The organism is Candidatus Krumholzibacteriota bacterium, from assembly GCA_034520215.1.
In the GTDB taxonomy this organism is placed as follows: domain Bacteria; phylum Krumholzibacteriota; class Krumholzibacteriia; order Krumholzibacteriales; family WJIX01; genus JAGHBT01.
In genome coordinates this window covers 137,668-163,017 of record JAXHNR010000002.1, presented here as the reverse complement: position 1 = coordinate 163,017, position 25,350 = coordinate 137,668, and the positions used below count along the sequence as shown (strand labels likewise).

The 25,350-nt window shown below is 45.2% G+C and carries 20 protein-coding genes and 1 pseudogene; 20 read left to right on the top strand and 1 reads right to left on the bottom strand.

From position 1 onward, the window contains the following. The first annotated feature begins 309 nt into the window (after window positions 1-309). The 4 genes from U5O15_07375 to U5O15_07360 all read left to right on the top strand — a co-directional run bounded on the left by U5O15_07375 (window position 310) and on the right by U5O15_07360 (window position 3,339). Window positions 310-1,116, top strand: coding sequence for an AAA family ATPase (locus tag U5O15_07375; protein ID MDZ7860471.1), 807 nt, complete (start codon window positions 310-312; stop codon window positions 1,114-1,116). A gap of 21 nt (window positions 1,117-1,137) precedes the next feature. Further along, the gene (locus U5O15_07370) at window positions 1,138-1,989 is read left to right on the top strand and encodes a ParB/RepB/Spo0J family partition protein (protein ID MDZ7860470.1); all 852 of its coding nucleotides are present in this window, start codon (window positions 1,138-1,140) and stop codon (window positions 1,987-1,989) included. 85 nt (window positions 1,990-2,074) lie between these two features. Further along, a complete protein-coding gene (locus tag U5O15_07365; GenBank protein ID MDZ7860469.1) occupies window positions 2,075-2,851 on the top strand; it encodes a M23 family metallopeptidase in 777 nt (258 codons plus the stop codon). 44 nt (window positions 2,852-2,895) lie between these two features. Next, on the top strand, window positions 2,896-3,339 hold the full coding sequence (locus U5O15_07360) for a polymer-forming cytoskeletal protein (protein ID MDZ7860468.1): 444 nt from the start codon (window positions 2,896-2,898) through the stop codon (window positions 3,337-3,339). Between the two features lie 80 nt (window positions 3,340-3,419). Here the strand turns inward: U5O15_07360 and U5O15_07355 are convergent, their stop codons facing one another. Then, window positions 3,420-3,866 carry an Hsp20/alpha crystallin family protein gene (locus tag U5O15_07355; GenBank protein ID MDZ7860467.1) on the bottom strand — a complete coding sequence of 149 codons (447 nt, stop codon included), beginning with the start codon at window positions 3,864-3,866 and terminating at the stop codon, window positions 3,420-3,422. A gap of 470 nt (window positions 3,867-4,336) precedes the next feature. On the opposite strand from U5O15_07355, the gene U5O15_07350 reads away from it, so the two are divergent. The 16 genes and pseudogenes from U5O15_07350 to U5O15_07275 all read left to right on the top strand — a co-directional run bounded on the left by U5O15_07350 (window position 4,337) and on the right by U5O15_07275 (window position 25,205). After that, the gene (locus U5O15_07350; GenBank protein MDZ7860466.1) at window positions 4,337-5,332 is read left to right on the top strand and encodes a MoxR family ATPase; all 996 of its coding nucleotides are present in this window, start codon (window positions 4,337-4,339) and stop codon (window positions 5,330-5,332) included. A gap of 12 nt (window positions 5,333-5,344) precedes the next feature. Continuing rightward, complete coding sequence (locus U5O15_07345) at window positions 5,345-6,250, top strand: DUF58 domain-containing protein (GenBank protein MDZ7860465.1); 906 nt, start codon at window positions 5,345-5,347, stop codon at window positions 6,248-6,250. 137 nt (window positions 6,251-6,387) lie between these two features. After that, window positions 6,388-8,502 carry a BatA and WFA domain-containing protein gene (locus U5O15_07340; GenBank protein MDZ7860464.1) on the top strand — a complete coding sequence of 705 codons (2,115 nt, stop codon included), beginning with the start codon at window positions 6,388-6,390 and terminating at the stop codon, window positions 8,500-8,502. Then, a complete protein-coding gene (mfd, locus tag U5O15_07335) occupies window positions 8,492-11,959 on the top strand; it encodes a transcription-repair coupling factor (GenBank protein MDZ7860463.1) in 3,468 nt (1,155 codons plus the stop codon). Before U5O15_07340 ends, mfd begins: the two co-directional genes overlap by 11 nt. Window positions 11,960-12,028: 69 nt before the next feature. Further along, window positions 12,029-13,723: a peptidylprolyl isomerase gene (locus tag U5O15_07330; protein ID MDZ7860462.1), complete on the top strand. Its 1,695-nt coding sequence runs from the start codon at window positions 12,029-12,031 to the stop codon at window positions 13,721-13,723. Next, window positions 13,680-14,630 (top strand): peptidylprolyl isomerase, encoded by a 951-nt coding sequence (locus U5O15_07325; protein ID MDZ7860461.1) that lies wholly within the window; start codon window positions 13,680-13,682, stop codon window positions 14,628-14,630. The genes U5O15_07330 and U5O15_07325 overlap by 44 nt, the downstream gene beginning before the upstream one ends. Window positions 14,631-14,668: 38 nt before the next feature. After that, a complete protein-coding gene (locus U5O15_07320; protein ID MDZ7860460.1) occupies window positions 14,669-16,012 on the top strand; it encodes a peptidylprolyl isomerase in 1,344 nt (447 codons plus the stop codon). Beyond that, complete coding sequence (locus tag U5O15_07315; protein MDZ7860459.1) at window positions 16,009-16,266, top strand: S4 domain-containing protein; 258 nt, start codon at window positions 16,009-16,011, stop codon at window positions 16,264-16,266. The genes U5O15_07320 and U5O15_07315 overlap by 4 nt, the downstream gene beginning before the upstream one ends. Window positions 16,267-16,283: 17 nt before the next feature. Further along, window positions 16,284-17,297 (top strand): 4-hydroxythreonine-4-phosphate dehydrogenase PdxA, encoded by a 1,014-nt coding sequence (gene pdxA, locus U5O15_07310; GenBank protein MDZ7860458.1) that lies wholly within the window; start codon window positions 16,284-16,286, stop codon window positions 17,295-17,297. A gap of 4 nt (window positions 17,298-17,301) precedes the next feature. Further along, window positions 17,302-17,979, top strand: a pseudogene (locus U5O15_07305) (ATP-binding cassette domain-containing protein). A 148-nt stretch (window positions 17,980-18,127) separates the two neighbouring features. Next, window positions 18,128-19,000, top strand: coding sequence for a permease-like cell division protein FtsX (locus tag U5O15_07300; protein MDZ7860457.1), 873 nt, complete (start codon window positions 18,128-18,130; stop codon window positions 18,998-19,000). Window positions 19,001-19,021: 21 nt separating this feature from the next. Continuing rightward, window positions 19,022-20,197, top strand: coding sequence for a peptidoglycan DD-metalloendopeptidase family protein (locus U5O15_07295; protein MDZ7860456.1), 1,176 nt, complete (start codon window positions 19,022-19,024; stop codon window positions 20,195-20,197). Beyond that, the gene (locus U5O15_07290) at window positions 20,185-21,294 is read left to right on the top strand and encodes an AAA family ATPase (protein ID MDZ7860455.1); all 1,110 of its coding nucleotides are present in this window, start codon (window positions 20,185-20,187) and stop codon (window positions 21,292-21,294) included. The genes U5O15_07295 and U5O15_07290 overlap by 13 nt, the downstream gene beginning before the upstream one ends. Before the next feature lie 62 nt (window positions 21,295-21,356). Further along, complete coding sequence (gene ricT, locus U5O15_07285) at window positions 21,357-22,241, top strand: regulatory iron-sulfur-containing complex subunit RicT (protein ID MDZ7860454.1); 885 nt, start codon at window positions 21,357-21,359, stop codon at window positions 22,239-22,241. Window positions 22,242-22,264: 23 nt separating this feature from the next. Next, on the top strand, window positions 22,265-23,782 hold the full coding sequence (metG, locus tag U5O15_07280) for a methionine--tRNA ligase (protein ID MDZ7860453.1): 1,518 nt from the start codon (window positions 22,265-22,267) through the stop codon (window positions 23,780-23,782). Between the two features lie 25 nt (window positions 23,783-23,807). Beyond that, window positions 23,808-25,205, top strand: coding sequence for a YchF/TatD family DNA exonuclease (locus U5O15_07275; GenBank protein ID MDZ7860452.1), 1,398 nt, complete (start codon window positions 23,808-23,810; stop codon window positions 25,203-25,205). The last annotated feature ends 145 nt before the right edge of the window (window positions 25,206-25,350 follow it).

Genomic DNA, 25,350 nt, shown 5'->3' with positions numbered 1-25,350 from the left:
AAATATCAATCAGCCGCACTCATCAGCAATGAAAACCCTATTCCACTTATCAATCCTGACAAATGGTTGTATCTCGCAAAGTTGGTAAAATACTTGCAGGATTTTGAGGAAACTCCTGGAAATGAAGGTTGATATTCTTTTCGATTTGGTATATTTTTAATTCCAGAAAATTATTTTCAAGATCCCGGATATATGCTTATATGAAAATGGGGAAGCGTTAGTGGAAAAGCAGTGGCCTGTTTATTGAAATGGCGCAAGGGCGAGCATTATTCCGGAAGGAACCTTGTGTGTTAAAGGGAGGAAGGGACAATGGGGAAGATAATAGCTATAGCAAACCAAAAAGGCGGAGTTGGCAAGACAACCACCGCGATCAATCTTAGTGCCAGCCTGGGCGCGGCTGAAAAAAGGGTTCTCCTCGTGGATGTCGACCCCCAAGCTAACGCGAGCAGCGGGCTCGGCGTCAGGGTTGAGAGGGATGAAGATACAATATATGAAGTGTTGATGGAGTCGGCAAGCGCGCTGGACACAATAAAAAAGACGGAGCTCTTAGATATTATCCCGTCACACCCAAAGCTTGCGGGGGCTGAAATCGAGCTGGTCCCGCTTATGGCCAGGGAAAGGAAATTGAAATCGGCGTTTTCCGGCCTTTCAGAAAAGTATGATTTTATTATAGTTGACTGTCCGCCCAGCCTGGGTTTGTTAACGCTTAACATTCTTGCCGCTTCGGATTCGGTTTTGATACCTATTCAATGTGAATATTACGCGCTTGAGGGGCTGAGTCAGCTTTTGGGCACAATTCGAATGGTTCAGAAGCATCTTAATCCTGACCTGAAGATCGAGGGAGTGCTTTTGACAATGTTCGACAGGCGGCTTAGATTATCCAGCCAGGTGGCTGAAGAGGCAATAACATACTTTGGGGATGTCGTTTATAAAAATGTAATACCGCGCAACGTGCGATTGAGCGAATGTCCGAGTTTCGGAAAGCCCGTTTTAATGTATGATGTAAAAAGTGTGGGCGCCGCCAGCTATCTGAAGTTGGCCCAGGAGGTTATAGATAAAAATAAGAAAAGAAAAGATAATGGTGCCGGGAAAAGATCGGCGGGAATATCAGGATAACAACAAGGAAAGGGCGGTAATATGAAAAAAAGAGTTCTCGGCAGGGGGCTTGAAGCGCTGATTTCACAGGAAATAAGAGAAGGTGCCGCGGAGACCGAATCGGTTAAAGAATTGAAAACGTCTTCCATAGATCCAAACCCGGATCAGCCAAGGAAAAATTTTAGAAAGGATGAATTGGAGAAACTTGCGAGCTCAATCGCCGAAAACGGCATGCTGCAGCCGATTGTTGTGAGAAGGAAGGGAAAAAGGTATCAGGTTGTAGTAGGTGAAAGGAGACTCAGGGCTTCCGAGATTGCCGGAAAAGAATTGATTCCCTGCCTTGTCAGAGATATAAATGATGAGGATTCATTAAAGCTGGCCTTACTTGAAAACCTGCAACGTGAAGATTTGAATCCCCTTGAAGAGGCCGGGGGATATCAGTCCCTGGTGCGGGAGCTGGGCTTGTCAGCTAACGAGATCGGCAGGATTGTCGGAAAAAGCAGAAGCGCCGTAACGAACACGATGAGGCTGTTGAAGCTGCCCGGGAAAGTCAAAGAAATGATCGCTTCAGGAGAATTAAGGGAAGGGCACGCGAGGGCGCTTCTGTCTGTGAAGGAAGAAGAGGAACAGATAAAACGGGCTGAAAAAATCGTTAAAGAAAACCTTTCTGTCCGAGACGTTGAAAGGTCTGAGAAGAAACAGGGCAGGAGAACACGGGGGAAGAAAAAAACAGATCCGGCGATTCTGGCAATAGAAGAAAAACTGGAGGTATATCTGGGAACCAGAACAAGGATAAAGCCAAGCAAAAAAGGGGGGGTTCTGGCTATAGAATATTTTTCAAATGAGCAGCTTGAAGGGATATTGGAGAGAATAGGGATCGACCTTCCCCTTTAGTGTTGGCGGTTAAAGGCAGGAGGGGCGGGGCCCGAAAATTCCGGCCGGAAGATTTATTAGTTTACTCTGTTGAGGCAGGTTTGGGATGAAGGACAAATTTTCAGTAATTATAGTGCCGCACGATGAGAGAAAAACCCGCACCTATAGAATTCCGTACAAAGTTTTTTATGCGGTTATCGCGGTTGCGGCGGCAAGTATTATAGCGATGACTGTCTTCGCGGCAACTTACGGGAAGTTGCTCTTTAAAGCCAGGGAAATAATCATTCTTCAAAATCAGGTGGAAAAACTTACCAGAAGAAATGAAAATCTGAAAGAAATAGTGGGTAATATCGACGAAATCAGCAAGCTGAGCAAAGAAGTAAGAACGATGTTGGGTGTTTATAAGGAAGGCGGGGAAACAGATGAGGGCGCAAGGCAGAGTGAAGCCCGCGTGACGGCCGGGCGGCAATTGCAGGATGAAAAAGACAGAATGCTGACAGCCATCCCGAGTTTCTGGCCGGCAAGGGGGTTTCTTACAAAGAAATTCAATGTAGATGTAGAAGAAAGCAGTCCCGATTATCATCAGGGGATTGATATAGCGGTTCAGAGAGGAGAACCGGTTAGGGCGGCGGCATCCGGCTATGTTATAGATGCGGGCTGGGATGAAACATATGGATACTTTGTAAGTATAGACCATGGATACGGCATAAAAAGTCTTTATGGACATAATGAAAGAATTGTAGTAAAAGAAGAAGAAAAGGTGGAAAGAGGACAGACAATTGCCTATTCAGGTAATTCAGGTAGAAGCTCAGCCCCGCATCTTCACTTTGAAGTGTCTAAGAACAACCTGAAGGTAAATCCTCTTAAGTACTTGTTGAAGTAAATTAGATAGAAAGGTTCGGGGGAGCACAGAAAAGGAAGAGGTTTATGTTTAAGAAGGAAGGTGAAAAGATGGCGAACGAAGGAAAGATGAACTCGATTTTCGGAAAAGGATGCAAGATTTCCGGGACAGTTGAAGTCAAGGAAGGCACGTTGAGGATAGACGGAGAATTTGAAGGAAATGTCGATTGTCCGGGAACTTTGGTTGTAGGGAAGGGGGGGAATGTCAAGGCCGATATTAAGGTAAAAAATGTCGTCGTAGGCGGCACCGTAGTTGGAAATATCGAGGCGGATGAAAAGATAGAGCTTCAGGCGGGGTCAAGGCTTGAAGGGGATATAAAGACCAAGAGGCTTGTTATAGATGAAGGTGTTTTCTTTGAGGGGTCGTGCAATATGAGCCCGGAGGGCGGAGTAGATAAAGGGAAAAGTGAAGGAAATAAGGCAGAACCCATAGAAAAAATGAATAAGAAGAGTTCATATTTGGATAGATAGCAGTAAGAGACAAAGCATAAGAAAAAAGGAAGGGGAGGCTTAATCAACCCCTTCCTTTTTAAAAGATCTAATCCGAAAGATTACTTGACGTTAATTTTAACCTCCCTGGGTTTAGCGTGTTCCGTCTTAGGGATGTTAACCTTAAGGACCCCGTCATTGTATTCGGCGTCGATCTTTTCAATATCTACATGCTCGGGAAGCCGGAATGTCCTTTCGAACCTGCCGTGGCTCCTTTCCAGGATGTGATAGTTGTCGTTTTCCTTCTCTTTTTTAAAGTTCTTTTCACCCCTTATTGCCAGGGCGCCATCCTGAACCTCAATAGATATTTCTTCTTTGTTCATGCCCGGAAGCTCCGCGGATATTTCGAAGCTGTTATCATTTTCCTTGATGTTTACCCGTGGAGTAAAATAAGCCTCTTTATTAGGCTCCGCAATATTATTGAAACCAAAGAAGCTGTCAAGAATCCGGTTGAAGCTGTCCTCTTTTGCCGTAAGGCCGCTTGATGGTCTAAACCTTATAAGTCCCATTTTAACCCTCCTTTTTAAAAGTTTTAAGTTTTTTTCTTTCATTATGAAATAAATTGCATTTCGCATGCCAAAATGAAAACAAAAAGCTAACAGCAATAACAACAATATTATACAATGATAGAAAAAAATAAGAATAAAAAAATTGTCAACTCCGAAGAAAAACTCCTGCCATTTATGCGGGAAGAACCCGCTATTGCTGCCATTATGTCTTACCAAACTTGTCAGCGATAACTGCCATTCTGGCAATATTTTATTTTCCTAAAAGATATCAGTTGAATTTTTCGAAGCATTTGATAAAAATCGCAAAAAAAATAGCCCCAGAGATAACTAAGAGGTATTTGGCGGGCGGGCTCATTCTTATACGAATAAGAAAGAATTGGAACAACCAGGCAATATGATGTATAAGTTATAAAAGAATAGCGAGGTATTGGACTGAACGAGGATAAGGTGAACAGGTTAAGGGTGAAAAAATGGATGACAAACAGCTTCTGGAGAAATTCGAGGATGCTTACGGTAAACTAAGAGATGAAATCAGCCGGATAATTATAGGTCAGGATGAGGTGATTATACAGCTCTTGACAGCCCTGTTCTCAGGCGGGCATTGCCTGCTTGTCGGTGTTCCGGGACTCGCAAAGACGCTCCTGGTTTCAACTGTGGCTAAGTGCCTGAACCTTCAGTTCTCCAGGGTTCAATTCACACCGGATCTAATGCCCGGAGATATTATCGGCACCGAAGTGCTGGAAGAAGATAAAACAACTGGAAACCGGGTTTTCAGATTTCTCAAAGGTCCGGTATTTACGAATGTTCTGCTGGCCGATGAAATAAACCGTACTCCGCCAAAGACTCAGGCGGCACTACTTCAAGCCATGCAGGAACTGGAAGTAACGATCGGCGGAAAAACTCACAAACTGAATATGCCTTTCTTCGTTCTTGCCACACAGAATCCAATTGAGCTTGAAGGGACATATCCGCTTCCTGAAGCTCAGCTGGACAGGTTTATGTTTGATATAAGGGTTGACTACCCTTCTGAGCAGCAGGAGCTTGAAATAATAGAAACAACTACTTCCAGGGATGCCGAAGAACCCGAAAGTGTTTTAGACGCTGAAGAAATAATGGAGATAAGGGGATTAATAAGAAAAGTGCCGGTTTCCAGAGATGTTCTCCGGTTTGCGGTAGGTCTCACCAGGATAAGCAGGGGAAGAGACGTAAAGAAAATCGGCAGGTACCTCTCCTGGGGAGCTGGGCCGAGAGCGGGTCAATACCTTATTCTGGCGGCTAAAACCAGAGCTGTATTGATGGGAAGGACAACCCCGGAAATTCGGGATATAAGAGCTGTGGCTCATCCCGTGCTTCGTCACAGACTTGTGACAAATTTCCATGCCGAGGCTGACGGAGTATCGACAGATGAACTGATTGAAATGCTGCTTGAAGCGGCGGAAAGCTGGAATATAGCGGGAGAAAGGTAATAAGAGGGGAAAATGGCAGATAATATAAAGCGGGAGACCAGATTTCTCAAGCCGGAAGTTGTCAGCAGGTTCGGGAATATGGCTCTGAAAGCGAGACTCATAGTAGAGGGGCTTATAGCAGGAATGCACAGGAGCCCCTACCACGGATTCAGCGCTGAATTCGCGGAATACAGGCGTCATAATCCGGGGGAGTCCACGAAATTTATAGACTGGAAATTATACGCCAAGACAGACCGCTATTATCTAAAAGTATTTGAGGATGAAACTAATCTCAGGGCTACCATTGTGCTGGACAGAAGCGCCTCGATGGCTTTTTCAAGCAAAGGTATTACAAAACTGACTTACGCGTCCATGCTCTCAGCGGCTCTTGCCTTTTTGATGATTCAGCAGAGAGATGCCGTGGGGCTGGCCCTTTTTGACAGTAGTATTAACAAGATGACTCTACACCGGTCTGTAAAGAAACATCTTCATCTTCTGCTGAAGGAACTTGAAAATATAACACCCGGCAGTAAAACTCACATAGCAGATTCATTGAGCAGTGTTGCCGAGAGAATAAAACGAAAGGGACTGGTTATAGTGATGAGTGATTTTATGGATGAACCGGGAAGCGTTCTATCCAGTCTGAAACGGCTGCGGCACAGGGGGCACGAAACGATAGTTTTCCACATTTTAGATCCCATGGAACTTGATTTGGATTATGACAAAGAGGTCAAATTCGTAGATATGGAAACAGGAAAAACGGTCCGCACACAGCCGAGATTTCTCCAAGCGGAATATAAAAGAAAGATCGATGCGTGGACAAAATGGCTCGAGATAAGTTGTAAAGATAATAGAATTGATTACAATCTTCTTTCGGTAGAAACTCCGTTTGACAAAGCCCTGGTTTCATACTTGAATAAAAGATCCAGATTGAATTAAAGGTGCCCGAAGAATCCGCCTCTCCGGAGTCTCTATAAGGAGATAGAAACGCCGTCTGAGATTGCCTCACCCCGCCTGTGTTTTACGGCGGCCGAAGAGACTTTATACACGCGGGATGTGAGGCGAAAGAATTTGATATGACTTTCTTAAATCCTCTTTTCTTATTTTCACTTCTTGCCGTAGCCGTACCGCTGATTGTTCATATTTTCAGCAGAAGACGCGTGAGAGAGGTTAAATTCAGCTCATTGCTCTTTCTCGAGAGCTCACAGCGGCGGAGTATGCGAAGCGTCAAGCTTAGAAGAATGCTGCTTCTGATACTGAGGATGGCCGCTGTCGCGTGTATAGCTCTGGCGTTTTCGCGCCCGGTTATTAAGGGTAAGTCAGCTTCTCTTTTCCCGGGAAGAATTCCCGTAGCATCGTGTATTCTTGTCGACAGAAGCTACAGTATGGGTGTTGAAACAGACAGGGGGACCCTTTTTGACAGGGCGGCCTTAAAAGCGCAGGAAATAGCAAAAAGTGTCGGGGATGAGGACCTGTTAATAATAGCTGCGGTGGATGAGTCGGCGCGTAAAATATACGAAGGTGAAGGAAGAGATGAATCTCTCGTCCTGGAAGCTCTTGATGAAATCGGACCTTCCTGGAAGACAACTGATTTAAAGAGCGGGGTCTCCGCGGCCAGAAAAATGTTAGCGGAAACAGGACTTCAGGCAAGGGAATTATATGTGATTTCAGATTTTCAAAAATCATCTCTTAAGAGAAAAGGAGTCGATGAAAGAGCAGGCGGGAAGAGCATTACTGATGTGGAAGAAGAAAAAACAAGAGACTTTATTATTCCATTGCGGGATGCCCCGGGGGTAAATGTTGCCGTGGAGGATGTAATCTGCCCGTCCGTCTCGGTTCACGCCGGAGAGGCTGTTGATCTTGAAATCATACTGCGTAATACATCAACCGCGAGAGACGCTGTAGTTCAAATGAGCGTGTTTCTAGAGGGAGTAAGGATAATAAACAGGGAAATAAAATTGGCCCCGGGGGAGAGAAGAAAAGAGGAAGCCGCTTTTACGGTTGACACAAGGGGGTGGATAAGGGGGGAAGTGAGATTGAGCAGGGATAAGCTCCCGCATGATGACAGGAAGTATTTTGTTCTGAACTCGGCGGAAAAGATAAAGGTCCTGCTCGCGGGAAAAGAGGAGAATTTCTATATACGGCAAGCCGTGAGCCCCGAAGGATCTATGGGCGGCATGTTGTTATACGGGAAGGATACGGCAACAATAACGAGCGAGGCAGTTGATAAGGCTGATGTAATAGTTATTGGTTCTGGCGGAGAATTATGGGAGGAGGATGTTGAAATAATAGAAAAATTTATCGAAAAAGGCGGAGGCGTGATTGTCTTTGTTCAGCAGGAAGATGAAGAATTCATCCGGAGAATCAGCGGGTTCACTCCGGAAGTTCGTTTGAGAAATAAAGGGTTGAGAAGAGTTTCTCTAAAGATTCCGGAAAAAAGAACAAGTCTTCTTTCATCTTTCAGCAAGGAGGAGTTGAGAGGCCTCTCCAGGCTGAGATTTGTAAGTGATATCATGGTCGAAGGGATACCTGAAAATCATACCCTTATGAGTTTCAAGGACGAGTCTCCTTTTATATGGAAGGAGAAGGCGGGAAAGGGCACACTTATTTTTGTGGTTTTCAAGCCCGGCATAGAAGGCGGAGAACTTGTAGTCTCTCCGTATTTCCTTCCGATTGTTCAGCGGATGATAACTGACGCGGCCGGAAGGGCTGAAAGTGAATGTGATATCAGAGTCGGCGGGAGTGCTGAGTGGAGAGCGCATGATCCGGATAGCTTGAATTGTAGATTCTCGGGAATATCAGGAGTCGGCGGCTCGGTGGAATTAGATGAAGGAGAAATAACCGGATTTACAAGAAAACCGGGGGGACTGCTTATAGATCCCGTAAATAGACCGGGATTTATATCTATAAACAGCAAAGAGGGTATAGTGGGAAGGATAGCGGTAAATACCGAGGCGAAAGGAGAATCAGACCTTATATATGCCGGTGGCTCGGAAGCGGCGGATTCTCTCGGGATTGAAGACGCCGCGGTTATAGGCGCGGAAGAAAGTATGAAAAGGAAAATCAGGAGAGCCAGAGAGGGAAGAGAGATAGCGGCAGTGTTCCTCATTTCGGCTATTGTTCTTTTGATCGTTGAAATATTGATTGCTCAGGGGGCGCGAAAGAAGAATCGGGAGGAATATGTGGGATAGTTTGAAAGAGAAAGTAAGGGAGCTCGGGCAGTACCGTAAACTCGAAAGCCTCCTCGATTCAGAGAGGAAGAAGATTCGTGTGTCGGGCCTTATCGGCAGCTCTAGAAGTATTGTTGCCGCCGCCCTGATCGAAAATAACACGAACCCCGTGCTGCTGGTAACCCCTGATCCTGTAAGCGCCCGTGATATGGAAGCTGATTTGAAGAACTTCGGGGTTGAGAAGGTGGTTTATTACCCTGAAAGCGAGGTTCTGCCTTATGACTATCACGATCCGGACAGAGATTTAACCGGAGCCCAGATGACGGCCCTCGAATCTCTTTTGAAAGGAGAATGCGAGAGCTTTGTCTGTACGCTGAAATCTCTTCTTAGAAAGGTGTTCACGCCTGAGCAGTTAAAGGAATATATAACCCGGATTATATCCGGCGAGAGGTATGACATGACATCTCTGGCCGGCAGGCTCGCGCGTCTTGGCTATGAGAGACATCAGACAGTTGAGAGCAAGGGACAATATGCCGTCCGGGGATCTATCATGGATATCTTCGAGGTGGGAGCTCAGGTTCCCGTAAGGATTGAATTTGATGATGATGTGATAATTTCGATCAGAGAATTCGACATAGAAACCCAGAGGTCAAAAGAAGCAATAAACGATTTTAATGTAAGGCCTCTGAATCACTTTGTTACAAACACAGAAGGCATAAAACGGATTAAAAGGATGCTGGAATCAAGAATAGGGAATGTGCCTTCAAATGTTAAACGTAAATTGATGCTTCCCGCCGAGAGGCTTGAAAACGGCATTACTTTCTTTGGAATGGAGCATTACGCGCCTTTGATGAATGACCTGGGATCCGTATTGGAGTATTTTCCGCAGGAACGGCTCGTTTTGATGGTTGATTATGAAGAGCTGGAAGCTGAAATGGACCGGTTCTTCGATGAAATAAATCGGAGATTTGAAAATTCCCGGGAGGAGGGGAGGATATATCCGGAACCGTCGGAAGTTTACGTTAAATCGGAAAAACTGGACGAGCTTTTCAAGGGATCGAAAGAGATTCAAATACACGGGCTGAAAACAGAGAGCGAAATTAAATTTTCAACATTGCCCCCGAAAAATTACAGAAGAAAGATAAAGGAGTTATCAGGAGATATAAAAAGGCTCTCGCGAAAAGGATTCCAGGTCTTCCTTTTCTGTTATAACCCCGCGCAAAGAAGAAGAATGGAAGAGATGCTTGAAGACGCGGCAATAGATATGGATTTTCCGGTCGGAGAAATATCCAGCGGGTTCAGCTGGCCGGAAGCAAAAGTTCTATTTCTGAGTGAAAATGAGATATTCGGCAGGTTTCACAGAGTTTATACAAAACCAAAAACTCGAAGCAGATCCTTATCGTACGACCCTTCGTACTTCAAGCCGGGAGATTTTGTCGTGCACTTAGATCACGGGATTGGCAGATACATGGGGACGAGGGTTCTCGATATGGCCGATGGAGAAACGGAGTGTCTGAGTCTTAAGTACGCCCGGGGAGATCACCTCTTTATTCCGGTTGACGGTTTGAGAATGGTGGAGAAGTACGCGGGCGCTGACTCGATAGAGCCCGCTCTCTCAAAACTGGGCAGCGGGGTCTGGCTTAGGGCAAGGAAAAAAGCACGGAAAAACGCCGAGAAAGTAGCCAGGGATTTAATAGAAATTTACGCGTCGAGGGAGGTCTCGGAGGGATACAGTTTTGAATCTGACAAACCATGGCAGTTCGAGATGGAAGCCCTGTTCCCGTATCAGGAAACCCCTCATCAGATCGAAACAACTAAAGAAGTGAAAAAGGACATGGAGTCTTCGCGGCTGATGGATCGGCTCATATGCGGAGATGTCGGCTTTGGCAAAACCGAAATAGCTATAAGGGCGATATTCAAGGCGGTGCTCTCCGGGCGTCAGTGCGCCTTTCTCGTGCCGACTACGGTGCTCGCGATGCAGCACTTCGAGACGGTGAGCGAGAGATTGAGCGGATTCCCCGTTAACGTCTCTGTTTTAAGCAGATTTGTATCAAGGAGCGAGCAGAAGAGGATACTGGAAGGAATAAAGAGAGGAAGCATCGATATAGTCATCGGGACTCACAGGCTCCTTTCCGGCGACCTCGATTTCTACGACCTCGGACTGGTTGTCGTGGATGAAGAACACAGGTTCGGAGTAAAACAGAAGGAAGCGTTTAAAAAGATGAAGAAAAATGTTAACGTTCTGAGTATGACGGCCACACCTATACCCCGCACACTTAATATGGCGCTGTCAGGCATAAGGGACATTTCCGTTATAGACACGCCTCCGAGAAACAGACTCCCTATTCAGACGGAAATACTTCCTTTTGATGATCACCAGATTGAGAGGGCCGTTATGAGGGAGGTAGACAGAGGCGGGCAGGTTTTCTTCGTACACAACAGAGTTCAAAGCATCGGTGTGATGGAGGGATATTTGGAACGTCTGCTCCCCAGCCGTGTAAAAACGGTACACGCGCATGGTCAGATGAGAGGAAAAGAGCTGGAAAAGGTCATGTTTGATTTTATGAGAGGGAAGTTCGATGTGCTGGTTTCTACTATGATCATAGAGGCGGGACTCGATTTCCCGAATGTAAACACAATTATAATTAATAACGCCGATAAGTTCGGTCTGGCTCAGCTTTATCAGCTTAGGGGCCGGGTGGGAAGGTCAGACAGAAAAGCCTACGCCTTTCTTCTTGTCGAGGAAAACCGTTCTTTGACCGTCAAAAGTATCGAGAGACTGAAAGCAATAAGCGAATTTGATTATCTGGGAGCAGGATATAAAGTTGCTCTGAAAGACTTAGAGATCAGAGGGGCCGGAAATATCCTCGGGCATCAGCAATCCGGCCAGATAAACAGTGTGGGGCTGGATTTATACTCAAAGATGCTCAAGAAGGAGGTCGCGAGGATAAAGGGAGAGACTCTGCGGGAGGATATCGATGTCCGCATTAAATCAAAATCAAACAAGTTCCTGCCGGAGAAGTATATATCGGATTCAGAAGAAAGAATGGATATTTACAGACGTCTAATTAGAGCAACAGATATAAATCAATTGAATAGCATCGCGGAAGAGCTGACGGACAGGTTCGGTCCGCTCCCTCAAGCCGCCGGGAATCTATTGAGGGCTGCAGAGCTGAAAATCCGCGCGCGGGAAGCCGGCATAGTTGAAGCTGACATGAGCCGCGACGGTATTCTAAGAGTTGTTTTCAGCGGAAAGGTGAAATTGTCTAGGGAATTATTGGCTGAAATAGCCGGCCAATTCGAAAACAGGCTGCTCTTTAACTCTGAACCGAAACTCTCGCTGACTATATATTCGGGGCCGCCGGAAACCTCCAAACCTGAATTGAAGAAAGAGCGGCGCGGCAAAAAAGAGGAAGACTTTGAAAACTTATTGACTATTATGGAGTTGTATGTTAAAAGGAATAGTTTAATTGATTAAACAGTAAGGTTTGGATTTCTGAAGATTCAAAGGTTCGCGGAAGTATTAAAAAGAAAGAAAGGAGCAAAAATGAAAAAGGCAGCATTTGTATTGATAATCACCCTTATAACAGGGTATTTGGGCTGTTCTACTACGGACAGAGAAGACCTTGTGATCGCGAGGGTTGAAGGAAAAGAACTCACTTTAGGGCAATTTGAAAAGGTCCAGGAAGTGATAGATGAGAGTTATCTGCCGGACACAAACAACATTGAAGGGAAAAAGAAAATCTTAGATTACATGATCGCCAAAGAGGTTATGGTCCTTAAGGCAAAAGATATGGGGTACGAAAAGAACGAAAGGGTTAGAGCCTTTAAAAATATGTACAAAGGGCCCTTTCTGGTTGGCGCGATAACAAAATATTTCATACGGGATAAGGTTGAGGTTAATGAAAAAGAAGTGGATGAATATTATGATAAGATGAAAAACGAATTTGTTCTAAGCGAAATTACGGTCCTTGACAGTATGAAGGCTCTGAAAATAAGAGATGAAATATTAGAAGGAACAGATTTTGCGGAAGCGGCGAGGAAATACTCCATAACTAAAACAGCAAGAGATGGCGGAAAGCTCGGGACGGTGCCAATTGGCGAGATGTACTGGTGGGTGGAGGAAGCCCTCCTTAATACAGAAGAAGGCGGCATAACGCTTCCCTTGAGAACGGAAAACGAATTCAGGATACTTAAAGTACATGACAGAAGGACTGTCCCTCCCTCGAGGGACAAGGAATACGCGAGGAAAAGAATCAGAGCGATAAAGGAAAACAAAAGAATGCAGAAGGTCAAGCAGAGTATAATGGACGAAATGGGATATAAAATTTATCCCGACGCGTTAGAAATCGCTTATAACAGTCTTCCGGAAGATATTCCGTTCAAAGATATTATGGACAGAAAAGTAACCAGAAAAAACGCGCCGGAATTCAATTTGCCTGATGATTACAAGGGGATGATTCTGTGTGAATATGAGGGGAATACATACACGCTTGCCGACTTCAAGTATCTTTATGAAAACCTGGATCTGCCTGCAAGACCACGCCGCGAAAAGGGTAGGGAGAACATAGTAAATACTATGAACAAAAAGTTCTTTAACGACGTCCTTCCCGAGTACGCGGAGAAGAGACTTAAGCTGATGGAAGACCCTGAAATAAAAGGGATCTACGACAGACGAGTCGAGCAGGTTATGTTATCTGCTCTTTATAACGAAACCATAAAAGGGAAAGTTCAGGTGACTCGGCCGGAGATCGATGATTACTATAAAGAGAATGAGGCGCAGATTGTAACGAAGGAGCAGAGAGCATTTACAGTAATATTAAACTCCGACAGGGAGATCATCGAAGAAGCCAAAAAGCTTGCAGAGGAAGGGGAAGATTTTGAGACCCTTGTCAAAAACTTCTCTGAAGATGAAGCCCTTAAGGAGGAAAACGGAAAAGTGAAGCTGCACGCTGAAAATAAAGATTCGAAAATTGACGAAATAGCTTTCGGTCTTCCGGAGAAGGGTGCGATATCAAAGCCTTTCAAAACCGACAGGGGTTGGATACTATTGAAGCTTGATAAAATAGTTGAAGCCATGAAGGTGTCTAAGGAGCAAGCTGAAGAGTCAATCAGGAGCACTCTGAAGCAAGAGAAAATAAATGAATTGTTTGACAAGAAAGTGGCAGAATGGCGTAAGAACTATTCTATAGAAGTGTATGAAGAAAACCTTGCTAAAGCCGAACTTACCAGAACAAAATAGAGGTTGGGCTCCGGAAGGCGGCGAGAGATCAATTTTCAGAATAACAGCGATACTTCTGGTTATTATCTTACTATCTTTCGCTTGCCAAAAGGAAAAAGATCCCGGTGACACAAAGCCGTCACCGGGCGATATTGTAAGAGTCGGCGAGAAGATTTTTACAAAAGAAGGATTTGAGAATCTTTTGCCGCGTGATCAGGATGGACTTTACACGGCAGAGGATAGAAGATCTTATATTAACAGGTGGGTTGATGTTGAACTGTGTTATCAGGAAGCTTTAAGAAGAGGGCTGAAGAATGACCCACGCGTGAAAGCGCGGATAAAAAACCTCGAGAAGGAATACCTTGCCGATCATCTTCTCTTCCTCGAAATGAGAGAGAGAATACAGATAGAAGAGAAGGAAATTAAAGATTATTTTGAAGAACACAGAAGAGAATATGAACGGGAATACAGAGTAAGGCATATACTTTTAAACAGCAGAGAAGAGGCTGAAAAAGTAAAGGGTCTTCTTAAAAGAAACAGCTTTTCTTATATCGCTAACAAATATTCTGTTGATCCTGTCGCGGAAAGAGGAGGAGACCTTGGTTATCTTACCAAGGAAAACATGATTCCGGAATTCGAATCTGTAGTATTTCAGATGAAGCCGGGTGAAGTAAGCGATATAGTTAAATCTGATTTCGGCTATCATATAATTAAATTGGTTGGAAGCCGCAAAACGCTCGGAACAGTTCATCTGAGCGATGTTCAAGAGCAGATAATGAATATCCTTATGGTGGAAAAGCGTAAGAAGGCTTACCGGGAATTCATCAGGTCCCTCCGCGAGAAAATAGGCGTAGAGTACTACGATGAGACATACAAGCCGAATAGTGATTCCACGGAAATCTCTTCAAAGGCACCTGATCAGCGGTGACTATGGAGTTAATTGATTTGGAATAGAGGGGTGATAGATTGAACTTAGCAATAGGATTAAAAAGGCCTGCCGCTGCTGCGCTCCTGCTTATGATCGCCGGCTTTCTATGCGGAAACGCCCGTGGTTCAGGGGATGCCGGCCGGAAGAAGATAATTGACAGAGTAATTGCCGTTGTTGAGGATAAGGCAGTACTTCAGAGCGAATTTGAGATTGAGTATAAACGGCTGATGCTTCAGATAGGGAAAACGGAAAATATTACAGGTGAAAGAAAGCGGGAAATCCGAAAGGAAGTGCTGGATGGTCTTGTGGCGGATTTGCTCATGGCCGTTCACGCCGAGAGAATCGGAATGGAGGTTGAACAGGAAAGCATAGATGCCGAGGTGCAGGAAGCAATTGAGAGAAACAAAAGGGATATTGGAGGGGAAGAAGCCTTTAAAAGGGAATTAAAGAAGAACGGTATAACGGTTCAACAGCTTAGAATGCAATGGCGTGAGAAAATAAAATCAAGACAATTGATTCAGAAACTCATGTACAGGGAAGTTATGGGCCAGATAAACATTAAAGAAGAGGAATTAAGAGAATATTACAGCGATTATATTCATGAAATGTCTCTACGGCCGGCCACAGTTAAGCTGGCACAGATTCTTATCCTGCCGGAACCTTCGGGGGAAAGCAAAGAGAAGGCGCTGGAGAAGATAGGAGAGATAGAGAAAAAGTTAAAGAATGGAGAAGCCTTCTCCGGCCTTGCCGAGAAATATTCAGAGGGCCCGAGCGCCGAATACGGAGGAAACCTCGGATTCTTGAAGTTGGAGGAGCTTAGCAACCCCGATTTTGTAAAAGCCGCGAGTAAGCTGAAAGTTGGAGAGACGAGCCCCCCGGTTCTAACAGATTTAGGATATCATCTTATTAAACTCGATGAAATAGATGGAGAAGAAAAAAAGATTAGACATATACTCGTTAAGATCAAAGAAAGCACCGGAGAGAAAGAAGAAGCTCTGAAAAAAGCTGAAGAGATCAGAAAGAGGATTCTCGATGGCGAGGACTTTGGCAAGCTGGCATCCCGTTTGTCAGACGATAAAGAAACAGCGGAAAAAAAAGGAGTCATCGGGGAAATACCAACAGCTAATCTTCCGCAGTTTTTCAAAGACGCGATACAAAACGTCAAGCCGGGAGAATTAGCTCCCGTTGTAAAAGACAGCAAAGGTTTTAGAATCATAAAAGTTCTCGGGCGGGAAAAAGAAAGACCTTTCAGTTTCAAGGAAGCGGAGGATGATTTAAGAAAACTTCTCAGACAGGAGAAACTGCAGGAGAAATACACAGATTATATCGATACCCTTAAGAGCAAATATTACGTTGATATCAAGGAAGACGTTCAGCAGTGAGGATAGATCTTTTACTAAAATACCTGTGTCTGGCAAAGACGAGGAGCGAAGCCGCTAAGGGTATCAGCAGCGGAGAAATCAGGGTTGAGGGGAAAGCCGTAAAGTCCTCGAAAGAAATAAAGACCGGTGACATTTTGCATATAAGGTATCCTGAAAGGGAAATAGTAATCAAAATAATTGAAGTACCGCGAAAACAGGTTCCCCGGAAAAACAGAAAGCAGTTCTACAGAATTATCAGGGAAAGAAATTTATAGAGGAGATGGAGGAAGGGATGTCTGATGAGAGGATAAGCATTGCTCTTACGATAGGTGATCCAGCCGGAATAGGGCCGGAGATTACCGCCGATTTGATTGAAAACGGAAGATTTGACGATCATAATCTATATATTATTGGTTCAGCCGAAGAGCTGGTAAAATATCTGTCACAGAAGACGGCGGATAGAATAAGAACGATTACTGATTGGAATTCCGCGGCTGAAATAAAAACGGGAAACCCCATTTTGATAGACACATCTTTACCAAAAGTCAACCTTCCGGCCGGAAGGGCGAGTGAGGAAGGCGGGAGAATTTCGGGCAAAGCGGTTGAAACAGCGGTTTCTATGGCTCTGTCAGGACATGTAGAGGGCATAGTTACGGGACCTGTATCTAAAGAAGCTCTTGCTCTCGCGGGGTATTCATATATAGGACACACTGACATGCTCGCGGATAAATTCAGTTCACCTGACTGCCAGATGATGATGGTCAACGGTCCCCTTAGAATTGTTATTATGACAAGGGATATTGCATTGAGAGATGTGCCGGGCGCGATTTCAACAGACAGGATAAGAAAATGTGTCAGAGTAACAGACAGCGCCCTGAAAGAATTCTGGGGAATAAAAAAACCGAAGATAGCGGTGGCGGCTTTGAATCCTCATGCCGGAGACGGGGGAGTTACCGGATCGGAAGAGAGGGAAATTATCATTCCGGCGATTGAAGGGCTCCTCTCAGAAGGTTTGACCGTGACGGGCCCCGTGCCCTCGGACACACTTTTTTATAACAGAAAAAACAAGAATTATGACGCCTATGTTGCTTTATATCATGACCAGGGGATGATTCCCTTTAAAACCGCGGGATTTGATAAGGGTGTGAATATGACCATAGGGTTGCCTGTGGTCAGGACATCCGTATGCCACGGCACGGCATATGGAATTGCCGGAAGGGGAGAAGCTGAATCCGGAAGCCTCTACGAGGCGGTTTCTCTCGCCGCTGAGTGCTGCTTAACAAAACGAAAGAAGGTCGGTGGCTGAAATTATGCCGGAAAAAAACAGGATAATAGCCGGTGTTTATCACCTGTCAAAAAAACTGGGCAGGGATTTCGCGCTGCGGGATATAAACATACAGTTGGCAAATGGAGAGTTTGTTTTTCTGGTCGGGCCGAGCGGGGCGGGCAAAAGTACGCTGCTGAAGATGATGTATATGGATGATCTTCCTGATTCAGGCCAGGTAATAATGGGGTCATATGTTTCTACAAGAATGAAGAGGAGTACTATACCTGAGTTGAGGAGGAAAATAGGCATTATATTTCAGGATTTCCGTCTGCTGGAAGGAAGGACGGTTTTTGAAAATGTTGCTCTTGCCATGAAAGTGGGCGGAACCGGAATGGCGGAAATAAAAAGAGAAATGACCGACATTCTAACCAGAGTTGGACTATACCACAAAAGATACGAATTCCCGGGATCACTTTCGGGGGGAGAGCAGCAGAGAGTGGCAATAGCCCGGGCGCTGGCGAACAAGCCGGTTATCCTCCTCGCGGATGAGCCGACAGGCAACCTCGATCCGGAAGTAACAAGGGAAATACTCGAGTTGCTGTTCAGGATAAATTCCGGAGGGACAGCGGTGTTGATGGCTACCCACGACGTTGACCTTGTCAAGAGCTTCGGTCAGAGAATAATCTATTTACGGGACGGCAGGATTGTCAAGGACACCGAAATGCTCTTCAGGGGAAATCTCAGAGACAGTCTTTCTGATTCCCACGTTGATTACCGCGCCAGAAAATTTACTGACAACGCTATAGGAGAGGATAGGGGCAAAACAGAATAAAGATTAAGTGTAGTCTTATTGACTCAGAGGGGTTCGAATGGCGGGTATAAATAACGTAAAATATATCATTGGCGAATCAACGAGAATGCTGAAACGCAGAACACTCTCTAACCTGATATCTATCATTATTATGGGTTTTTCTCTGTTGGTACTCGTGATTTTCCTTCTGATCACTATGAATGTTTCGATGGTGATAGACAGGGGAATGGAAGCGGTATATGTCTATGTTTATCTTGAAGACGGTTTGGATAACAAAAGAGTCGAGATTATTAGAAATAAGCTTCTGGATATTGAAGGTATAAAAGGAGTTATTTTTGTTTCAAAAGAAGAAGCGCTGAAGAAATTCCGCGACCAGCTGGGAGAAAGCAGCGAGATTTTAGATGAACTCAGCTCTAATCCTCTTCCGGACGCGTTCAGAGTACAGATGAAACCAGAACGGACCGAGAGCTCTTTTATGAAGGAAATCGCTCAAACTGCCATGGGGTGGAAGGGAGTAGAAGAAGCGAGATACGGCAAAAAGTGGGTTGAAAGAGGCGAAAAACTCGTTAAGGGCTTTTATATGACGGGGCTCGCCCTGGGGTTGATAGTTTTTCTTTCAGTAATTTTCGTGATATCTAATACGGTCAGGTTATCGATCTTATCGAGACAAAAATCCGTTGAAATAATGAAATTGGTGGGCGCGACAAACTCTTACATACAGGTCCCCTTCATAATCGAGGGCGGGGTTCAGGGGGTCATATCCTCAGGATTAGCCATGTTGCTCTTGTGGGTGGTGTATTCATTTGCCGAGAGGTATTTGCCGGGAATAGTGTTTTTCCAGCTTGAAGGAGTGGCGGGATTTGTTGTTTTATGTGCTTTACTGGGAGCCGCGGGAAGCTTTATTGCCGTCAGGAAATTTCTTAAAAGATAAATTTTTTTCAGGATGGGAAACTTGAAGAACAGATCCGCATATCTCTTTTTTTTCCTTGTTATTATCGCGGCAACGGCCGCGCCGCGTGCGCAGGAAAGCAGGCTCGGAGAAAAAATCAACAACAAGGAAAAAGAGCTGGCAAAATTGAGAGAAGAGATCAGACAACAGCGGAAGAATATAGAGCAGTTGAAGCGCGAAGAGAAAAATGTTGGAGACTACCTCGAGAAGTTGAAAGAGGAGAGAAGTTTGACAAAGTCCCTCCTTGAAGGAATAGAAGAAAAAGCAGATATGATGGAAAAACAGGCGCATTTATTGAAAATCTCGCTGGATCGGAACGAAGAGATTTATGCCCAGAGACTGAAGCTCTTTTCGGGCAGACTCAGGGAAATCTACAAAGAGAGGGACAGAGATTTCTGGCGGCAGATTCTGAACGCCGACGATTTCCCGGATCTCATCCAGAGGTACAAATTCTTTTTGATCGTAGCCGCGAGAGACGCGGCCTTTATAGATGACATTAAAACAAAAAAAGAAGAGATATCGAAAAAAAAGGCGAAACTCGTACGGATGATTCATAAACTGTATCTCTCCAGCGAAGAAAAAAAGAGAGAACTGGCCAAGTTGCGGGAAAATGAAGAGGAAAGAAAGAGGGCTCTCGGTCAGCTGAAGAAAAAAGAAAGAAAATACGAGAGGAGAATAGACGAACTGGCTGCCGCTGAAGAGAATCTTTTAAATATTATTACCCGACTGGAGAAGAGGAAAGAAAGCATCGATACGCGGGGAGAGTTCGGAGAGCCGGATTTTGAGGGGCTTAAGGGCAAGATGCCGATGCCGGTGAATGGCAGGACTGTCCGGGAATACGGCAGATCAAGAAACCCCGAATTCGGCACGGTTACTTTCAACTCCGGTCTGGATATAGATGCCAGAGAAGGATCTCCTGTTCGCGGAGTGGCCCGCGGAAGAGTCGAATACGCCGGAGAACTCTCCGGATATGGAAATTGTATTATTATAAATCACGGAGACAGCTACTATACGTTATACGCGAGAATAGCCCGGATATTTGTAAAGAACGGAGACCGGGTTGAAAAAGGGGATATCATAGCGGAGGTGTCAAGTTCTACGGTTTCTGGAGGCAGGGTGTTTCATTTTGAAATCAGAAAATCCAAGAAAGCCCTGAACCCCGGGGAATGGATAGAATAAGGAGCTCCAGCATCGATATACTGAAAGCTGCAAGGTCGATAGCAAAATCACAAAAGAGAGTTTCGGACCTCGTTACTCACATGCTTGAAGGGGAGAAGCTTCCTTCCTCTATGCTTTTTGCCGGCCCGGAAGGATCGGGCAAGGAGCTCATGGCTCTATATTTCGCCGCCAGAATAAACTGTTCGGGAGATTGTTTTAAAGAGGAACTCTCCTGTCCGGTATGCTCTAAGATATCAAGGCTCGAACATCCTGATGTTCATTTAGTATACCCCCTTCCGTATGGATCGATAGAGAAATCATATCCCGTGGTTATTGAAAGTAGAAGAGAAGATTTCTTTAATAGCGGGGAATTCGGCCGCAAGGCCAGAAGCATTGGGATAGACCTTATTAGAGACGTGATAGAAAAGGCGTCGAAACACCCGTTCGAAGGAAAAAAAACATTGGTTATCATATATGAAGCTCATCTCGCCACTATAGAAGCCCAAAACGCTTTTTTGAAGCTTCTTGAAGAGCCTCCAAAATCAGTTGTAATAATTCTTGTGACAGAATTTCCCGATAAACTGCTGCCGACAATAACCTCGAGATGCTACGAAGTCAGGTTTGATTACCTGTCCGCCGCCGACGTGGAATCTTTTCTGATTGAAAACCGCGGTTTGAAAAAGGAAGAAGCCATCAAGAGAGCGGTTCTGGCGGAGGGAAATATCAGGAGGGCGGTAAGATACGGCGACAAGAGGTTCAGGGGCCTGGTAAGGAAAGCCGAACGGATCGTCGGATTAATCCTCGACGGGGAAGGAAGAAATATTACTCTTGAAACAGAAGCGCTGGCCGTAGAGTACGACCGTGAAGAGCTCGCGGCACTCCTTGAGGAAATCGCCAGAGTCTTTCGCATTTTAATGAAAAGTGATCAGAAAAGGGGAGAACTGCAAGAGGCGGTCCTAGCCGAACTGGGAAGAGAAAGAATAGCCGGGGCCAAGAAGAGGAATATACCAGCCGATTTAGAAAAAATATTCAAAGCGTCTGAAAATCTTTCCAGAAACGCCGATGTCGAACTGACCCTCCTCCAACTCATGCTTGATTTGGCGGGCGAGTGGTATTAAATTGAAGCCATATCCATAGCGGCAGGTTTTGGTTCTATAAGCTAAAACCGTAGAGTATTGATATGAATATTCAGCCCCCGGAGAGAGTTATGGAAATAGTCGAAGTCAAATTCAAATCTTTAAGGAAAGAACTGTTTCTTAACGCTAAACAGCTGTATCTGAAAGAGGGGAACTACTGTATAGTGGAAGCAGACAGGGGTGAAGATATTGGTATAATCATGGATATTTACACGGGGAGAGGTGAAGAGCTCAAAGATATTGAGAAGCATATCTTAAGACATGCAACTGACTCCGATATGAAGGAAATCGAAGAAGCCCATAAAAAAGAAGATGAGGCTCTCGAGATTTGCCAGCAGAAAGTGGATGAACATAAACTCCCAATGAAACTGGTTGATGTAGAGTGGCAGTTCGACGGGAACAAAATAACATTTTATTTTACTTCAGATAAAAGGATAGATTTCAGGGAATTGGTAAGGGATCTGGCCGCGGTTTTCAAAACACGGATAGACCTCCGCCAGATTGGAGTAAGGGATGAGGCCAGAAGGTTTGACGGAGTCGGGATGTGCGGGAGAAGACTCTGCTGTTCTCTTTTTATAAAGAATTTTAACCCGATCACGCTTAAGATGGCGAAGGAACAGAATCTTCCTCTGACGCCGGCAAAGATTTCGGGAGTTTGCGGCAGGCTGATGTGCTGTCTCGCCTTTGAACTGGATGAGTACAAGGATTTTATGAAGGGTATACCTAAAAGCGGCAGTAATGTCAGGTACAAGGACAAACAGTACAGAGTGGAGAAGACAAATTTCTTCAAAAGAAGCGTTATTATGACTGACATGGATGGAGAAACAGTGGAAATTCCGGCTAGGTCTTTTCTCGACGAGTCTGTTGAAGAAGATTCAGCCGGCGAGAAAAAGACAACTGAAAACACAGACAATAAAAAAGCAGAATAAGTGAAGGGAGCTGTTTATAGGAGATGGGAAGAAAAACATTCTACATAACAACGGCGATTGATTATGTAAACCAGAGACCTCATCTGGGGACTGCCTATGAGAAGATCGGAGCCGATGTAATGGCCCGCTATAAACGAAAGCAGGGGTTTGACACCTTTTTCCTTATGGGAAATGATGAACACAGCGCCAATGTCGCCAATGAAGCGAAAAAAAGAGGTGTTGACGTACTGGAGTATTGCCGTGAGATGTCAGGGGAATTCAGGGGAGTGTGGAAGGGGCTGAACATATCCTTTGATGATTTTATACATACGACTGAAGAGAGGCACGTTGAAAGTGTAAAGAGAATTTTTTCCAGAATTGATGACGCGGGGTATATCTATAGGGGTAGATATAAAGGGTTTTACTGTGAATCATGCGAAGAATTCATAAGTGGAAAAGACCTGGTTGACGGTCTCTGCCCCAAGCATAAGCAGGAACCCAAAGAAATAGACGAGGAGAACTACTTTTTTGCTCTCAAAAAATTTGAAGCTCCCCTCCTCGAACATATCGAGAAAAACCCCCGGTTTATCCGTCCTGAGAAGAGGCGTAATGAAATAGTAAACGTGATAAAAGGAGGGTTGGAGGATATCTCCGTTTCGAGAATAGGGAAAGACTGGGGTATTCCGCTGCCGACTGACAGCAGGCACGTGATTTATGTGTGGTTCGACGCTCTGACAAGTTACATATCGGCTCTTGGTTACGGAAGAGACGGAGAAATGTACGAAAAATACTGGCCCGCCGACATTCATGTAATCGGAAAAGATATAACCAGATTTCATTGTATAATCTGGCCCGCGATGTTAATGGCCGCCGGAGAGCCGCTTCCTAAAAGCGTTTTTGCTCACGGATTTATCTCTCTTTCCGGTGAAAAAATGAGCAAGACGAGAGGCAACGTGCTGGACCCTGAGATTATTGAAGGAAAATTCGGAACAGACGGATTACGATATCTGCTGATGAGGGAAGTGCCTTTTGACAGGGATGGAGATATTTCAATCGATTTGCTGGTTAACCGATATAACGCGGAGCTTGCCAATGAGCTGGGCAATCTTTTCAGCAGAACTTCCTCGATGATCGTGAAATATCTGGGAGGTAATGTTGAGACGGGGCCCTTCGGCCCGGAATCGGCTCTTTATAAACCCCTTTCCGAGGCGTTTTCGGAATATATACGCTTTATGGACGAAATGCAGTTTTCAAGAGCACTGGATGCCTTCTGGCGGGTCATTCAGAGAGCGAACCGGTTTATCGAGGAGGAAAAACCCTGGAAACTGGGTGGAGACGAAAGCGCGGACGAAAAGTTGTCGGAAGTATTCCGTCAGTTGCTCGCGGTTCTTAAGACCGCGGGAGTGGTTCTTTCTCCGTTCATGCCGGATAAAATGTCGGAGATGCTAAGGGGGCTGGGGGCGGAAGATCTCACATTGGATTCCCTGCCGCTCGATGAATCCGGAATAAAAGGACTAAGTAAACCGGATCCGCTTTTTCCCAGGATTGATAAGAACGACTGAAGCACGGAGTCAGGACTGAAGAGATATGCTTATTGACTCACACGTACACCTGAATATGAAGAAATTCGCGGAAGACCGCGAGAGTGTCATAGAGCGTGCGCTTTCATCCGGCGTGGGGGAAATGGTCGGTATCAGTTTTGACCCGGAATCGATTGACGAGACTTTAGCTCTCAGTGAAAAGTACGGTCCCCTGTTCGCGGCTGTGGGGATACATCCTCATGAAGCCGAAAAGTGGAATATGGATATTGAGGATAAGATAAAGAAGGCCCTTTTTAGAAAGAAAGTGTTGGCTGTCGGGGAAATAGGGCTGGATTACTACCGGGACCTTTCGCCGCGCGATGTTCAGCAGGAAATATTCAAAAAGCAGATCGCTATCGCGATCTATTTCGGGAAACCTATAGTAGTGCATTGCAGGGAAGCCTTCGATGACGTTATTGAGATAATTAAGCGGGAAGGGGCAGGGGAGGTAGGGGGGATATTTCACGCGTTTCAGGGGGGAACTAAAGAGGCGGAAGAGATTCTCGGGCTTGGTTTTCTTGTTGGAATAGGAGGCCCCGTTACATATAAAAACTCCCGTCTTCCCGAAGCAGTCAAACGCCTTCCTTCCAGCGGTTTTGTGCTCGAGACAGATTGTCCCTATCTGCCACCGGTCCCTTACAGAGGGAAGAGGAACGAGCCGTCCTACGTCAAACTTGTTGCCGAGAAAGTTGCTGATATAAAAGGCGTTTCCCCGGAAGATATCGAAAGAGCGACAGAATCAAATTATAGAAGAGTTCTTCAGAATGAAAACTCTCCCGCCGAGAGTATAAGCTACTCGATAAAGGATAATCTTTATCTTAACGTAACTAATTTTTGTACAAATGATTGCCGGTTCTGTCCCGCGGGAAAAAAGAATAATGAGCTTTACGGCTATAACCTGAATTTGCTCACCGAGCCGGAAATAGAAGATATAATAGAAAGTGCCGCGGAAGAGCTGGGCCGGCGGGCTTTTAAGGAAATCGTATTCTGCGGATACGGAGAACCGACCGCGAGGCTTGACGTAATATTGAAAGTGGCTGAAACCCTGAAAAAGTACGGCATACCTGTCAGACTGGACACGAACGGACAGGGGAACATGATAAACAAGTCTGATATTGTGCCCCGTCTCGAGGAGTATTTTGATGTTGTTTCGGTAAGCATGAATGCCTTCGACAGAGACAGCTATCTGCGGCTTTGCAGGCCCGACGCGGGCTATAAGGCCTATGATGCCGTAATGGAATTTATTACCAGAGCGGCCGAGTCAGATATGAATTGTGTTGTTACAGCGGTGGATTTCCCGGGAGTTGATATTGAGAAATGCAGGAATGCGGCTGAAAATATTCCGGATGTGGAATTTAAAGTAAGAAACTGGCAGCTGGATCCCCCTAATAATCCTCGAGTGTGATAATCTTTTTGGAAAAGAGAAAAGACAGTATTTATAGTACGCCGTCATTTGATTATGGTAGTATGTTAGAATGTTAAAGGCAACGGCAAGTCTGAATTATCCAGGCCCGGCTTCAACAAGGGCGGGCGGGTGATCCTGCGCTTGT